This is a genomic window from Pseudomonas abietaniphila (assembly GCF_900100795.1).
GTDB lineage: Bacteria > Pseudomonadota > Gammaproteobacteria > Pseudomonadales > Pseudomonadaceae > Aquipseudomonas > Aquipseudomonas abietaniphila.
This window is the reverse complement of record NZ_FNCO01000001.1, coordinates 360074-374548: the sequence shown is the minus strand read 5'-3', so window position 1 is coordinate 374548 and position 14475 is coordinate 360074. Positions and strand designations below refer to the sequence as shown.

Below are 14475 nucleotides of genomic sequence, written 5' to 3'. Positions count from 1 at the left end.
CAGTAAGGAAACCATGTGAAGTGCGTACGCCGTCACCCCTGGCCGATGGTGCTATTGACCATCGGCCTGCAACACCTGATCCACCTGCCCGCGCAGGCAGACGAATACATCGACCCGGGGCTGCGCAGCATCAGCCCTTCCCGGCTGCAACATCAACCGGGGGACAAACAACCGAAACCACGGAGCAGCCAATCGCCTGTCGCTGCAGTACCGGGCAAAGAAGACACGCAGACACTGGGGCTCGAACAGGCGGTGAGGCTCGCGGTGGACTGGCACCCCAGCATCAGCGAGGCCATCGGCACGCTGTATCAACAGGCCGAGGGCATCAACGTGGCCGAGGCCGGTTATTACCCGCAGATCGCCGGCGGCATCAAGGGCGGCTACAACAGCGGCTATGGCAGTGACGCCAGCAGCCAGTCGGTGAGCATCTCGCTGAAGCAGATGCTGTATGACTTCGGCAAGGTTTCAAATGCCGTCGAGGCTGCCCGGGCCAAGGCCGCACGCAGTCAGGCGAGCATTCTGCTGGCGATCGATCAGGTCGGTCGGGACACCGCATTCGCCTACGTCGAGGTTCAGCGCTATCAGCGTCTGATCGACATCGCCCGCCAGCAGATTCAAGGGATTGGCGGGATTGTCGATCTGGCCAAACAGCGCAGCGACATGGGCGCCAGTACCCGCTCCGATGTGGTTCAGGCACAGTCCCGCGCCGAGGGCGGCATGGCGACCTTGCAGGAGTACAAGGCGCAATACGCGCGCTGGCAAGCGACGCTGGGCAATCTTCTGGGGCGACAGACGTCCCCGCAAGTGACCGACGCCTTTCCGGACTCGCTGAATCAGTCCTGCAACACGCCTGTGATTACCGATGCCCTGCCCGCCGTACTGCAGGCAGCCGCCCAGCGCACCCAGGCCCAGGCCGAACTCGCTCAGGCCAAGGCCGAGGCGTATCCGACGCTGTCGCTGGAGCCCTCGTTCAATCAGTACCTGGACAACAATTACGACAGCCAGAACCCGGCCATCGACCGCACCCAGGTCGGCATTTTCCTGAACCTTGAAGTGCCGATTTATCAGGGAGGCGCCATCAGTGCCCGCAGCCGTGCTGCCGGTTATGCGCTGACCGCTGCCGACGCCGCCGAGGACGCCGCTCGCTTGCAGGCGCGCCAGGGCTTGAGCGAGTCCCAGGCCCAGACGTCCGGCCTGACACGCCGCCTCAACTCATTGGAGTTTCGCGAAACCACGATTAAAGAAGCCCGCGAGCTGTACGGCCGGCAATACCTTGAGCTGGGCACGCGGCCGCTGCTGGACCTGCTCAATGCCGAGCAGGAGATCCACCAGTCGCGCTTCGATCTGGCCAACACTCAGGCCGACCTGCGTCGCCTGCAAATCGATTGTCTCTACAACAGTGGCGCATTGCGCCGGGCATTCGGTATCGATCACAGCACCATCCAGCATGTGGAGATCCTGCCATGACCGATCCCATCGTCATCGCTCAACCTGTGCAGGCCGACGCGGCGCGTCAGGACTACTCACCGTGGCTTGAGGCTGTGCTCACCGTCGCACGGCATTACCGACTGGACGTTTCACCGGAAAGCGTGCGCCTGGCGTCGATCCACAGTGAGGGACGGGTCGAGGAAGTGGTCCGGCACATGGCGCGTCAGGCCGGGCTCAGCGTCAAGTTCGCCGACTACGACCACAAGAGCCTGAGCCGCTGGCGCACGCCTTTGCTGGTGCAATTGCAGGATGGTCAGGTCGGGGTCATTGAAAGCGTCGGTGAAGACGGCGAACTGGGCATTGCCTACAGCGGCGATCAAGGCCTGCAAAGCCGGATCGAACCTGCGGCCCTCGCGGACCAGGCCGTGCGCACGGTGATCCTGCGGCCGAGCCAGCCACTGAGCGATGTGCGCACCAACGATTACATCAAGCCCTACGACGAGCACTGGTTCAGGCGCATCGTGCTCAGCGACCTGCGCCCCTACAGCCAGGTCATGCTCGCCTCGCTGGTGGCCAACCTGCTGGGCATGGCCGGTGTGCTGTTCTCGATGCAAGTCTATGACCGAGTGATTCCCGCCGAATCGCTGCCGACCCTGTACGTGCTGTTCGGCGGCGTGATGCTGGCGCTGGTGTTCGATTTCGTGATGCGCATCATGCGTCTGCGCATCACCGATATTCTCGGCAAACGCGCCGACTTGCGGGTCTCCGATCTGGTCTTCGGTCACGCCCTGCGCCTGCGCAATTCGGTCCGCCCCAAATCCACCGGCTCGTTCATCTCGCAGTTGAGGGAGCTGGAGCAAATCCGCGACCTGATCACGTCCAGCACCGCGACGGCGCTGGCGGACATGCCGTTCTTTTTCCTGTTTTTGCTGGTGTTCTACCTGATCGGCGGACCTTTGGTGCTGATTCCGCTGCTCGCGTTGGTTGCCATGGTATTGCCGGGCATTCTTGCGCAACACCGGTTGGCGAAACTGGCCAACGAATCGATGCGCGAAGCCGCGCTGCGCAACGCGATGCTGGTGGAAGGCGTGCAAGGCATGGACGACATCAAGGCCTTGCAGGCCGAGCAGCGTTTTCAGCAGCAGTGGAATCACTACAACGCCGCCTCAGCCGACAGCAGCCTGCGCTTGCGCACCTTGACCAACAGCCTGGTGACCTGGACCCAGAACGTTCAGGGCGGCGTCTTCGCGGTGGTCATCGTGTTCGGTGCGCCGATGGTGATTGCCGGCGACCTCACCACCGGCAGCCTGGTGGCGGCGTCGATCCTGTCATCGCGGATGATGGGTCCCATGGCACAGCTGACTCACGTATTGACCCGCTGGCAGCAGGCCAAAGTCGCCTTGCAGGGCTTGAACCGGATCATGCAGATGCCAGTGGATCACCCCGAAGGCAGCCAGCGCGTGCACCTGCCCGCGATACGCGGGGAATACCGGATGCGTCAAGCGGGCTTTCGCTACAGCGAAGAATCATCGCCTGCGTTGAGCAATATCGACCTGAAGATACGCCCCGGCGAACGGATCGCCATTCTAGGGCGCAACGGTGCTGGCAAGTCGACCCTGCTTCAGGCATTGGCCGGCGCCGTGGACCTGAGTACAGGTGAAACCACACTGGACGGCATCGCCCTCGCCCACATCGACCCCGCCGACCTGCGTCGCGACGTGGGCCTCATGTCGCAACAGGCACGACTCTTTCACGGCACGCTGCGCGACAACATTACCCTTGGCGCCGGGCAGGCCAGCGATCAGGAAATCATCGCGGCGCTCGCCGTCACCGGTGCACTGGATTTCGTGCGGCAGATGCCCAAAGGCATGGACCATCTGATTCTCGAAGGTGGCCTGGGTTTGTCGGGCGGGCAACGCCAGAGCCTGCTGCTTTCGCGGCTGTTGATCCGGCAACCGCAGGTCCTGCTGCTGGATGAACCCACCGCCTCGCTGGACGACATCACCGAGCGCCTGTTGCTGGAAAAACTCGCCACCTGGTGCACCGGCAGAACGCTCGTCGTCGCCACTCACCGGGTCAGCGTCCTGCAGCTTGTCGAGCGCATCATTGTCCTGGACAACGGCCGGGTCGTGATCGATGACCACCGCGACGCCGCGCTTGCGCGGTTGCGGCAGCCCCAAGGAGCACCGTCATGAAAGCACTGACGGCCGAACACGCGCCGCGCTTGCCGGATTCGATCACCTACCTGGACGGTCGCGACGAGCGCAGCATCACTGGCGGCATCCGGGTCATCTGGGGCTGCGCCGTGATGATCGCCTGCTTTCTTGCCTGGGCGGCATGGTTTGAAGTGGTGGAAGTGTCCACCGGCACGGGCAAGGTGGTCCCCAGTTCCAGGGAGCAAGTGATCCAGTCCATGGAAGGCGGCATCATCAAGGAAATGAACGTCACTGAAGGTTCGCTGGTGGAGCGTGGCCAGGTCCTCGCCCAGCTCGATGCCGTGAAAACCGAATCCAACGTGGGGGAAAGCGAAGCCAAGTATCGGGCGGCGCTCGCCAGCGTCAATCGCCTGCAAGCAGAGGTCAGTGAAAAAACCCTCTCGTTCGATGCGTCGCTCAGTGGTTTCCCCGAACTCATCCGCGCCGAAACCGAGCTGTACACCACCCGCCGCAAGGGCCTGCAGGACACGCTGGACGGCATCCAGAGTTCGCTGAAACTGGTGCGCAGCGAGCTGGAGATTACCGAGAATCTGGCGAAGATCGGCGCGTCGAGTCGGGTCGAAGTGCTGCGTCTGAATCGGCAGCGTTCGGAACTCGAACTCAAGGCCACCGAAGCCCGCTCCGATTACATGGTGCGCGCCCGCGAAGACCTGGCCAAAGCCAACGCCGAAGCGCAGATGCTGGTCGCAGTGATTCGTGGCCGCAATGACTCACTCTCCCGTCTGACCCTGCACTCGCCGGTGCGTGGCATCGTCAAGGACATCGAAGTGACCACCATCGGCGGCGTGGTTCCACCCAACGGAAAGTTGATGCAGATCGTGCCGCTGGACGAACAACTGCTGATCGAAGCGCGGATTTCACCGCGCGATATCGCCTTCATTCACCCGGATCAGGAAGCCAAGGTAAAGATCACCGCCTACGACTACTCGATCTACGGCAGTCTCGACGGCAAGGTCGTGACCATTTCCCCTGACACGATCCAGGACGAGGTCAAACCCGAGATCTTCTATTACCGCGTGTACATCCGCACCGACTCCGATGTACTGCGCAACAAGGCTGGCAAGACGTTCGCCATCGTGCCCGGCATGATCGCCACCGTGGATATCCGCACCGGCCAGAAGACGGTGCTGGATTATCTGATCAAACCCCTGAACCGCGCCCGCGAAGCCTTGCGCGAACGATGATCAGCGACTGGCAAGGTGAGTCGGTGCCGCTGTCACCGGCTGGGCCTGCGCCAGGTAACGGCCCCACTCGCGATTGATCTCGGCGTAGGGCAGAAAGATGCTGACCCGAGACTGACTGGCGAGGTCCGGGCGCTTGAGTGCAGCCAGTTCGCTGGACGACAGGAATGCAACGGTGATGCCGACGACCTTGCCATCGGCGGCAAACACTGGGCCGCCCGACATGCCTTTGGCGACCGGGCCATCGTGGGTGCCATAGAGCACGTTGCCCTCTTTGGCGTCCAGCCGCACCATCGCAGGCAAGGCGTGGCCACTGCCCTTCACCGACATGTACAGCGAGTTGTAACCCACTGCCGTGACGGCCTCGCCCGGGGTGTATCCACGCCAGAGTGGAACGCCATTGGCCTTGTGCCGGAAAAACTGGATGTCCCCCTGCCCTTGGTAAACCGACCCGGGCACGTAGGGTATGTGCTTGACGGTGACGGCGTACTCTTCATTCCACTGCACCGCCGTGCCCATCAGCATGTAGGGAAGCGGCCCGCCGGAGTGGACGACGAACGCTTGGTCATAAACTGGATCCTGAGTAAAAGCGACTGGCATTCCATTGCACCCGCTGAGCAGCACTGAGGCCGCAACAAGTGACTTTAGGGGGCGCATTTTGCACACGGAGAGTGAGTTGAAGACGGCTCAAATATGTCATTGAGCCATCACTCCATCAATAGCCTGAGACTACCTTTTGTCCGAATTCGATACAGTGAGTGCATTGGATCCAATGCCTGCTGTCCAGGCATTGATCAGGTCGCGGAGAGAATCAGAAGAACGAATAGGTGTAGTTGAAGATCAGTCGAGTCTGGTCCTGATCCGCAATGCTAGTGCCGCCACCCCGGTACGTACCATGACGCAGTGTCGTGCCAAAGCCCTTCAAGGGACCTTGTGCCACAACGTAGTCGACCCGCATGTCGGTTTCCCACTCGTGGGTATCCGGTCCGCTGCCGTTGACGGCCTTGGCGTCCACGCCGCGCAGGTAGCCAATCGAAGCCTTCAGGCCAGGCGCACCCAGGCTTGCAAAATCATAGGTGTATTGACCGAACGTCGTGTTCTCACCCGCACGACCAAAGTTGCCGACCACGGCGTCGGTGAAGGAGTAGAACGAAGCGCCCCCCTCGCCTTCGTTGCGACCACGGCTGTCGGTGACGTTCGCCTGGTTCAACCAGACAAACCCGCCGTTATCCGACACACGCTGCTGGCCCAGCATCAGGCTGTGGCTGCCCAAGGTGTAGGTGAACATGGCAATGGCCGTGTCGTTATCCACTTCGCCCGGTGTTTTCGCGTATCCGCCGTTGTTGTTGAACCGGTAGCCAGCCTGACCGTTCGCACCGTCCGCGTAGCTCTTGAAGTAGCGCAGATCCGTTTTGAAACTTTGGCCTTCGCCCAGTGGCTGGACATGGATCAGGCCGAAAAAGTGCTGGGAGTAATAGTCCTGGAGGTTGGCGTAGTAGTACTGCAGGGTCAGGTTTTTGCTGGCTTTCCAGTCGCCCCCCGCAAACCTGAACGTGTTGCTGTCCTGAGTGCCGCCCGCCACCGACAGGCCTTGGCTGTTAGTCGACGCCCGGCCCCTGGCGCGCTCGATCTGCCCGCCCGTGAGGGTCAGGTTGTCGATTTCTTTCGAGGTGAACATCGCCCCGCCATAGGTCTGCTGCATCAGTCGGCTGTCGGACGCTATCAGGATGGGCAGGTTCGGCGTCAGCGAGTTGCCTAAACGAAACTCGGTCTTCGAAATGCGCGCTTTGGCCGTGGCGCCGAGGCTGCTCCACTCATGCTGAGCGGAACCGTCACTGTCGCTGGGTGCGAAGGTATTGGTGTCCGGGTGGTGGCCTTTGCCGCCATCCAGATGAATACCGGTCAGGCTCAGCACGTCAACGCCGAAACCGACCGTGCCTTCGGTAAAGCCGGAGACGTAATCCAGCCTGAACGCCTGCGCCCATTCCCGTTGGTCCGCACCGCCTTCACGGTTATCGGCGTCGTAATAAAAGTTGCGCAGTCCCAGTGTCAGTTTGCTGTCTTCGATGAAGGCGGCATGGGCCATGGGCACCGTTCCAAGTACAGAACCGGCAAGCAGGTAGTTGAGGGAAGTGCTGATGTGTTTAATCACGCTTATTGTCACTCTTATCGTGTGGTGCCGGGAGCAGATAAATTATTTTTTTGAGAGGGGCTCGTGCTTTCTACATGCCCTTGTGACGAACTTCCGCAGACTCTGTCATCCCCAAAAGCGATGAATGACAGGCCTGCACAGGCGCCCGCACGCAGGTTAAGTCTTTGATGAACCTGCACCTATACGCGTGAAGGACAAAGACTTTGTTCAAAAGACCCGATCATCATGACACCCAAACTTGTTACATGGGGTATCGACTGAAACAACGCGAAAGGGGATAAAACAGTGCCCGCCCGCTCGCTAAACTTTCGCTGGGAAGTATGGATTCGGCAGATGATTGAAAACGGCACACAGCCTCATCCGTGCAAGGGGCACGGACAGACCATTGCCCGACGTTAAAGAGTGTTCACTCTTCTTCCAGCACGTCGTAGGAGTATCGGTTTCGTCCCGCACTCTTGGCCTTGTACATCGCATGGTCGGCATGCTGAATCAGTGCGCCGATGTCGTCGCCGTCACGGGGGAACAGACTCACGCCCATGCTGGCGTGGATCTGCACGCGGTGTCCGTCGATGAACAAGGGCAACTGGAAACACTGGTGCAGCTTTTCCAGCAACGTGACGATTTTCTGCGGGTCGGTGACGTCGCTGAAGAAAATCACGAACTCATCGCCTCCCAGGCGCGCAACGCAATCGGCGTTGTCGCTTGCCGACGTCAGCAGCTTGGCCACGGCCTGCAACACCAGATCGCCGAAACGGTGGCCGTACTGGTCATTCATCTCTTTGAAGTGGTCCAGGTCGACAAACAGCAAGGCCATCTTCTTGCCGCTCTCCCGTGCGGACACCAGCGCCTGCTCGAGACGCTCAAAGCACAGGCGGCGGTTCGGCAGTTCGGTCAGCGGATCGTGTCGCGCCAGGTGTTCGAACGCCGCGCGGCTGCAGGTCAGGTCATCAAGCTGGCTGAGAATCTCATGCTTCATCGCGTGGAATCGATGCGCCAATACGCCCAGTTCGTCGTCTCTGGGTGGCAGTACGCTGATTTTTCGTTCGCGGGAAAACAGCTCGACGGCGTCGGTCATGCTGCGCAGCGGTCGTATCAAGGCGCGCGACGCAATGAACGCCGCCAGCAACGCCAATGCGCTGAACAGCAGGGCAATCTGCGCGATGTTAGTGCCGGCACGGGACGCCTGAGCGAGTACATGACTTTGCGGTTGTCCCAGCCCAAGCACCACGAACGGTTCGGAGGCATCGTTATGGGAAAGCCGGACGAATGCCGCCACCAACCGGTCCTGCTGCCCTTGTTCGACGCTGCGACTGATCAGATTGCTGGGGCCGGTTTCTGTGAGAAGGCGCGCGACTTCCGGGAACTCGTCCTGCAAAAAGAGCCGGCGGCCCTGATCGAAACCGAAAGTGCGCCGATGGTCCGGGTGGATCAGCAAGTCGCCCCAGCGGTTGCTCAGGTACACCTGATATTCCTTGGGTAAATCGCTTTGCAGCTGGCTGAACAACTGATCGAGGTCAACGTTGATCACCAGCAGCGCGAACACCTTGCCGGTTTCGTCCGCCACCGGCGTCGAGACGTGCAGCGTCGGCTTGCCCAGGCCCGAGTGCGCGCCCTGTTCGTGATTGATGACGATCGGAGAGATCCGTACTTCACCCGGCGCCAGTCGCAATGTCTCGAACACGTAGGCGTAGTGTCCCTTTTCCTGCAGATCGTCGCCCTCGACCCTGACGATGCTCGGCCCGTCACGGTCCTGCCGGACCAGCTCCAGCCCATGGTTCGTGGCGCTGATCAGGCGGATCTGCATGTAGTCGGGATGCGCCAGCAACATCGCGCGAAACACTTGAGCCAGATCGTCTTGCGCGTGGCTGAGTTCGCCCGGGTCTTTGATCTGCCCTAATTCGTGCACTTGCGGCCCATTGGTCAACACGGCGGCATCCAGAGAGATCGTGCGCAGGCTGCCGTGCAAATTACGCCCCAGCACTTGCACCGACGTCAGCAAATCACGCTCGGCCGCGTGCAACAGCATCTCGCGACTGCTGCTGTAGATGTAGTAACCGGCCAGGCCTGTCGGCAGCATGCCGAACAGGGCCATCAGGCAACCCAGCTTGAAGGCGATGCCGAACCTCATCATTGTTCCCTCAATGGCGGGCGTTCCCCGGAAACGATGCGCTGCCACAGCATTGCGCGACGCTCGTCGTCCTCCACCGGACGCAGCCATATCAGACGGCTTGAAGGGCTGGCATCCTTGGGCTCCTGCAGGGTGTTGGAGAGATCCTGTCGATCGGTCAATGCCCGACTGACCTCAGGCTCGAGCATGTAGTTGATCCAGAGACTGGCGAGAGCAGGATCCCGCGCGCCCCGACTGACGGCCCAGCAATCGAGCCAGGCCAGCGCACCCTCTCGTGGCACTACATAGCCTACATCCACCCCGGCATCGCGCAGTTGCCTGAGCTGCTGACGACCGTAATTGGCGAAGATCAGCGCCACCGAATGGGTGCGGAACAGCTCAGCCGCCTCTTCGGGCAACGAATAGAAGGTCAGGACATTGCGCCGCAAGGCGATCAGCTTGTCGGCCACCTTCGGGAAATCGGCCGCTCGGATCTGAAACGGATCACCGCCCAGCGCGAGACTCGCCAGCGAAAAGTTATGGTTGCCGGTATTGAATGCCAACACTCGCCCTTGAAACCTGGGGTCCCACATGGCGTCGATCGACTCCGGCGGCTGACTGAATTGCTTGCGGTCATAAATCAGCCCCATGTCGGACCATGCATAGGGAACGGCATAAATCTGGCCGTCGACGACAATGTCGGGGATGCGCGAATAGTCACGGAAACGCGGGAGCTGGCGCGCCGTGTTCGCGATGCGTTCGGGGTGCAGGGGCTGCAGCAGACCTTGGTTCACATAATTGTGGATTTCGGCGGTATTGGCAGCGATGACGTCAAAATCGCTGCCCTGATTGTCCGCCAGCTTGCTGCGCAGCACTTCATCACTGCCAACCAGCGTCACCTCGACCTTGACCTTGTAACGCTTTTCAAAAACCGCGACCAGGTCACCGTCGGCGTAACCGGGCCATGCCAGAACACGCAATGTCTGTTCAGCGCCGCTCGCCTGAAACGCGGCGAACAAACAACCAATCATCAACCAAAATGGGCACAGGTATTTCATGGACGATGCCCGGAACCGGTAATCACGCCACTATACATATGGCAATGTGCCGTTGCTTGGCAACCTGCTTGCGCAAACCAAGCCTGCGGTCGGAAACGTGACGCGCGACGCGCGACGCGCGACGCGCGCACCGATGATGCGACCTGCGAAGACGCGCCGCCCCACGTACGATCCGCTAGAATCGTCGCTCAAACCATAAAGGAGCGTGGGGCCGTGCAGATTTCAGGCGCAATACCGTTGATTCGTATTTTTTCCGAAGAAAAGGCCAGGGAGTTCTATGTCGACTTTTTGGGTTTCAGCATCGAATGGGAGCACCGGTTCGAGGACGATTTACCGCTTTATGCGCAGATCCGTCGGGGCAATCTGGTGATTCACCTCACCGGCCACCATGGCGACGCCACGCCGGGCTCCACGCTGTTCATCCCCATGACGGGCATTGACACCCTGCACGCCGAGCTGAACGCCAAGCGCTACGCCCACGCCCGCCCCGGCATCAAGCACGAAGGCTGGGGCAACGTCATGGAAATCGCCGACCCGTTCGGCAACCGCCTTCGTTTCTGTGAACTTGCACCTGACTGAAGACCACACTGGCGACTGGGTCGAGCCCCCGCATTCCCCCGCCAAGTGGCGTGCACCGTGGGCTGTGCTAGCGTTTGAGAGCCGCCACTCTCATGCGAGCCCCCGCCATGGACGAAACCATCGTTAACCTCACCACCGAGAAATTCAATGCGCTCCTGGCAGTAGTGCAGCTGTACGGTGCTGCTTTTGCAGTCAAAATCCTCTCCGCCATTGCCTTCTGGATCGTAGGTCGCTGGCTGATCGGCGTTGCCGTCAGCATGGTGCAGCGAGCCTTGGGCAAGCAAAAGGTCGACCCGACCGTCTTGCGTTATGTTGGGTCGGCCATCACCGTGACGCTGAACATCATTCTGGTGATCGGCATTCTCGGTTACCTCGGCATGCAGACCACCACGTTCGCCGCGCTGCTCGCCGCAGTGGGTCTGGCGATCGGTATGGCCTGGTCCGGGTTGCTGGCCAACCTTGCAGCAGGCGCGTTCATCATTGTCCTGCGTCCATTCAAGGTCGGTGATTTCATTTGCGCCGGAGGTGTCACGGGAACGGTCACGGAAATCGGCCTGTTCGCCACCGCCATCAATACACCTGACAACGTGCTGACCCTGGTCGGCAACAACAAGATCTTCAGCGACAACATCCAGAACTTCACCCACAACCCGTTCCGTCGCGTCGAACTCAAGGCCCAGCTCTCGGGCAGCGCGGACTGGAAAGCCGCAGCCGCGTTGCTCAAGGAGAAGATCACCACACTCCCCAACGTGCTCGCCGCTCCCCCGGTGGATGTGGAAATCCTGGAGTTCAACCTGGTCGGACCGGTGCTGGCCGTAAGGCCCTACTGCCACAATGAGCATTACTGGCAGGTGTACTTCGACACCAACCGCACGATCAAGGATGCATTGGGAGAGGCCGGATTCCCCGCGCCCATGCCGGCACAGACCGTTATCCTGCAACAAGCGGCAGCGGGTTAAGCCGCTGTGAAACCACCGGGGGGCTGCGACGATCTGACGGCACGCGCAGCCACCCGGTTTTTTCAACGCTGACCGTCAACACCGCCCACCGACCACCACTGAACTACTTGCTGCTCGCCTTGATTTTTTCGAACGATTGATGAAGGTCCGAGGCCCAGCCATCCAGCACACCTTTGGCATCGGCAACCGTCATCGTCGACTGACTGTTCTCCAGATTCTTGCCGGCGCCTTTTCGGATAACTTGAGCGACCACCTTGTTGGTGTCGGCATCCAGAAAAGCAACTTCCGTTGCAATCGTGGTTTCCTGATCGCGCCCTCCCGCAGCGGTATTGACGGCCGCAGCCACCAAGGCAATGGGCAAGACTTCGTACGGTTTAAACCCTTCTGCCTTGCTGCCGACGGCTGTGATGGCGGGACGAACGACAAGCGTGCCCGGGCCAGGCGCACTGGCCAGCGGCAATGACTTGCCAATTTCGCGTTTTAACGCCTGATCATAGTATTGAGTAATGCCCTGCAAGGTCCCTTGAGGGATCTGCGCCGTGGGTTGGGGCTTGGGATAAAGCTGGCTGGGCTCGATGTAAACGCTGGTGAACTTCGAGACTTTGACGTCAGGATCAATCCAGCGCATGACAGCCACGCCACTTGCGGATTTATCCTCTTTCAGATGACTGTAGTCCTTCAGAAAACCGGAGTATTCCTCAGGCGGCGTGGCAGTCGACGCGCACCCGGCCAGGATAAGCGTTGTCATGCACACTGAGTGAGCGATTAGCGATAACTTCATTGGGCAGCTCCTTGACGTTGCGTGGCGGATCCATGAACCAAAGCAACCACGGGCCCGCGGCATATGGCGCGGATGTCCGTTGTTTTGAGCAAAGATAGTTATAGTTGAGGATTTCAGGAGAGATGGTTCAAGGGGCCGTTATTTTTGGACGGTTGAATATTTTCGGGCGGTGCAGGCGAAACAGGCTCGACGTGCTATTACGTATTAACGCCTCTCAAAACAGCTCATAACCCAATAGCATTAACCGGGTACGGCGGGTGAGTAATATCGTTTTCAACTCGCACGTGCTTGATTAACCGTTTTGCATTCACCGCAGTCTTTTGAAGTCAGGTTAAACCCGACAAAGGCGACTCCGCTGTTCCTGTGCGAATAGTGCGCCTCGGGTGATGGCAGAGCAGTGCTCAACCAGCATTGAAACAGGAGTTTCAACATGAGCCCTCAACCGCTTCATCCCGCCACTGCCTCCCGGCTATTGCTCGACGTGCTGATCCGCGCGGGCCTGATCGTGTTGCTGGCACTGTTCTGTTTCGATATCTTCCGCCCGTTCCTGAGCCTGGTGCTGTGGTCGCTGATCCTGGCGATCACCCTCTACCCCTTGAACCAACGGCTCGCCACCCGAATGGGCAACCGCTCGGGGTACGCCGCCGTCGTATTGGTGATCATCGGCCTTGCGTGCCTGATCGGGCCGTTGAGCTTGCTCGGAGCGTCGATTGCAGGCTCGGTCGAGTCCGGGGTCAAGGCGTTCGAAACCGGTCAACTCGACATCCCAGCGCCACCCGCCAGTGTCGAGAACTGGCCGTTGATCGGTGATTCCCTGTACGCCGTCTGGTTGCACGCGTCCGAGGACCTGAGTTGGGCGATCCATCAACTCATGCCACACCTCAAGGGCTGGAGCAGCATTGCCTTGCATCAGGCCGCCGGAATCGGCGCAGGCATTGTGATGTTCGTTTTTGCCTTGATCGTGGCTGGCATCATCATGGCTCACGGCGCGAGCGGTCATCGCACCGCCCTCGCCATCACCTCGCGGATCTTTACCCCCGCTCGTGGCCCTCAGGTGGCGACGCTGTGCACCGCGACCATACGCGCAGTGGCGCAGGGCGTGGTCGGCATCGCCTTTATTCAGATGCTGTTGCTGGGCATCGGCTTCGTGCTGATGGGCATCCCGCTGGCAGGCGTTCTGGCATTGATCGCGCTGCTGCTGGGGATCATCCAGCTGCCGATGCTGATCCTCACCATTCCCGTCGTGATCTACGCCTTTGCCCACTTCGGCAGCAGCGCGGGCACCATTGTTTTCGCGATCTGGAGCATCCTCGCCGGGCTTGCCGACAACGTCCTCAAACCCCTGTTGCTGGGGCGCGGCGTGGCGGTGCCAATGCCTGTCGTGCTGATTGGCGCCCTGGGCGGCATGATCAGCAACGGCATCATTGGCCTGTTCATCGGCCCGGTGATCCTGGCGGTGGGTTACGAGCTGTTCATCAGTTGGGTCCATCAACCCGCGCTGCCCGCCGATCAGCCACGCGTGGCCGATGAGATCGTGCCTGAGCTGCTGCCCGGGGACTGAAGTCCAGCGGTCGATCACAGGCCATTGCCCGCTCTTCACAGTCGCTTTGAGTCAGCGCAACGGACCGTGGACATTCACCACCTGACTCCGTAATGTGCGCTGTTTTTCAGAATCTCAACGTCGAGTGCCGTCATGAACCGCCAAAAAAAGATCAAGCAGCTCTTGAAGGCACACGCCAAAAAGGCGAGCGCCAAGCTCGCCCCGAAGAAAGAGAAATACATCAGCAAGGCGGACCGTTTGAAGCTTGCGGCTGAAACCGACCAAGACGCGACGACCACGGCGCAAGGCTGATCAAGACCGCGCCGCTGTTTGCCGCACCAGCCCCAGGATTTTGCGTCGCTGCGCAAGTTTCTGGCGTTGGGCTGGACGCTCTGACAGGACGCTGTTTGTCGGCTGAACGCCCGGCCATGTAGCGCTAGTGCAACTTTTTACGGTTTCTGATTTCATTACGAA

The 14475-nt window shown here is 60.3% G+C and carries 12 protein-coding genes; 7 read left to right on the top strand and 5 right to left on the bottom strand.

Annotated features, from left to right (window positions below):
• Positions 1–45 precede the first annotated feature (45 nt).
• Genes BLS87_RS01500 through BLS87_RS01490 form a run of 3 tightly spaced genes read left to right on the top strand, consistent with a single transcriptional unit; the run spans position 46 to position 4828 of the window.
• Positions 46–1467 carry a TolC family outer membrane protein gene (locus BLS87_RS01500; protein WP_074750213.1) on the top strand — a complete coding sequence of 474 codons (1422 nt, stop codon included), beginning with the start codon at positions 46–48 and terminating at the stop codon, positions 1465–1467.
• A complete protein-coding gene (locus BLS87_RS01495) occupies positions 1464–3623 on the top strand; it encodes a type I secretion system permease/ATPase (protein WP_074749630.1) in 2160 nt (719 codons plus the stop codon). The genes BLS87_RS01500 and BLS87_RS01495 overlap by 4 nt, the downstream gene beginning before the upstream one ends.
• Complete coding sequence (locus BLS87_RS01490; protein ID WP_074749629.1) at positions 3620–4828, top strand: beta-barrel domain-containing protein; 1209 nt, start codon at positions 3620–3622, stop codon at positions 4826–4828. The genes BLS87_RS01495 and BLS87_RS01490 overlap by 4 nt, the downstream gene beginning before the upstream one ends.
• On the opposite strand, the gene BLS87_RS01485 is transcribed toward BLS87_RS01490, so the two are convergent.
• From BLS87_RS01485 to BLS87_RS01470, 4 genes are all read right to left on the bottom strand, one after another.
• Positions 4829–5425 carry a trypsin-like peptidase domain-containing protein gene (locus BLS87_RS01485; RefSeq protein WP_143024262.1) on the bottom strand — a complete coding sequence of 199 codons (597 nt, stop codon included), beginning with the start codon at positions 5423–5425 and terminating at the stop codon, positions 4829–4831.
• Between the two features lie 211 nt (positions 5426–5636).
• Entirely contained in the window at positions 5637–6911 is a 1275-nt protein-coding gene (locus tag BLS87_RS01480; protein ID WP_074749627.1) for an OprD family outer membrane porin, read from the bottom strand.
• A gap of 472 nt (positions 6912–7383) precedes the next feature.
• Entirely contained in the window at positions 7384–9108 is a 1725-nt protein-coding gene (locus tag BLS87_RS01475) for a GGDEF domain-containing protein (protein WP_167362023.1), read from the bottom strand.
• Positions 9105–10103: an ABC transporter substrate-binding protein gene (locus tag BLS87_RS01470; protein WP_244165776.1), complete on the bottom strand. Its 999-nt coding sequence runs from the start codon at positions 10101–10103 to the stop codon at positions 9105–9107. Before BLS87_RS01470 ends, BLS87_RS01475 begins: the two co-directional genes overlap by 4 nt.
• 252 nt (positions 10104–10355) lie before the next feature.
• Between BLS87_RS01470 and BLS87_RS01465 the strand changes: the two genes are divergently transcribed.
• A complete protein-coding gene (locus BLS87_RS01465; protein WP_074749625.1) occupies positions 10356–10721 on the top strand; it encodes a glyoxalase superfamily protein in 366 nt (121 codons plus the stop codon).
• 107 nt (positions 10722–10828) lie between these two features.
• Positions 10829–11680 (top strand): mechanosensitive ion channel family protein, encoded by an 852-nt coding sequence (locus tag BLS87_RS01460; protein WP_074749624.1) that lies wholly within the window; start codon positions 10829–10831, stop codon positions 11678–11680.
• Between the two features lie 103 nt (positions 11681–11783).
• Here the strand turns inward: BLS87_RS01460 and BLS87_RS01455 are convergent, their stop codons facing one another.
• Positions 11784–12461 carry a DUF3313 domain-containing protein gene (locus BLS87_RS01455; RefSeq protein ID WP_074749623.1) on the bottom strand — a complete coding sequence of 226 codons (678 nt, stop codon included), beginning with the start codon at positions 12459–12461 and terminating at the stop codon, positions 11784–11786.
• A 430-nt stretch (positions 12462–12891) separates the two neighbouring features.
• Here BLS87_RS01455 and BLS87_RS01450 point away from each other — a divergent pair, with 430 nt between their 5' ends.
• Both BLS87_RS01450 and BLS87_RS01445 read left to right on the top strand, forming a co-directional pair.
• Positions 12892–14022, top strand: a complete 1131-nt coding sequence (locus BLS87_RS01450) for an AI-2E family transporter (RefSeq protein ID WP_074749622.1) — start codon at positions 12892–12894, stop codon at positions 14020–14022.
• 132 nt (positions 14023–14154) lie between these two features.
• Positions 14155–14313 carry a DUF2986 domain-containing protein gene (locus BLS87_RS01445; protein WP_074749621.1) on the top strand — a complete coding sequence of 53 codons (159 nt, stop codon included), beginning with the start codon at positions 14155–14157 and terminating at the stop codon, positions 14311–14313.
• Positions 14314–14475 lie beyond the last annotated feature (162 nt).

Bases quoted from the DNA above. Each gene is read 5' to 3' on its own strand.
- BLS87_RS01500 (WP_074750213.1), top strand. From the start codon at position 46: ATGGTGCTATTGACCATCGGCCTGCAACACCTGATCCACCTGCCCGCG.
- BLS87_RS01495 (WP_074749630.1), top strand. From the start codon at position 1,464: ATGACCGATCCCATCGTCATCGCTCAACCTGTGCAGGCCGACGCGGCG.
- BLS87_RS01490 (WP_074749629.1), top strand. From the start codon at position 3,620: ATGAAAGCACTGACGGCCGAACACGCGCCGCGCTTGCCGGATTCGATC.
- BLS87_RS01485 (WP_143024262.1), bottom strand. From the start codon at position 5,425: ATGCCAGTCGCTTTTACTCAGGATCCAGTTTATGACCAAGCGTTCGTC.
- BLS87_RS01480 (WP_074749627.1), bottom strand. From the start codon at position 6,911: ATGGCCCATGCCGCCTTCATCGAAGACAGCAAACTGACACTGGGACTG.
- BLS87_RS01475 (WP_167362023.1), bottom strand. From the start codon at position 9,108: ATGATGAGGTTCGGCATCGCCTTCAAGCTGGGTTGCCTGATGGCCCTG.
- BLS87_RS01460 (WP_074749624.1), top strand. From the start codon at position 10,829: ATGGACGAAACCATCGTTAACCTCACCACCGAGAAATTCAATGCGCTC.
- BLS87_RS01455 (WP_074749623.1), bottom strand. From the start codon at position 12,461: ATGAAGTTATCGCTAATCGCTCACTCAGTGTGCATGACAACGCTTATC.
- BLS87_RS01450 (WP_074749622.1), top strand. From the start codon at position 12,892: ATGAGCCCTCAACCGCTTCATCCCGCCACTGCCTCCCGGCTATTGCTC.
- BLS87_RS01445 (WP_074749621.1), top strand. From the start codon at position 14,155: ATGAACCGCCAAAAAAAGATCAAGCAGCTCTTGAAGGCACACGCCAAA.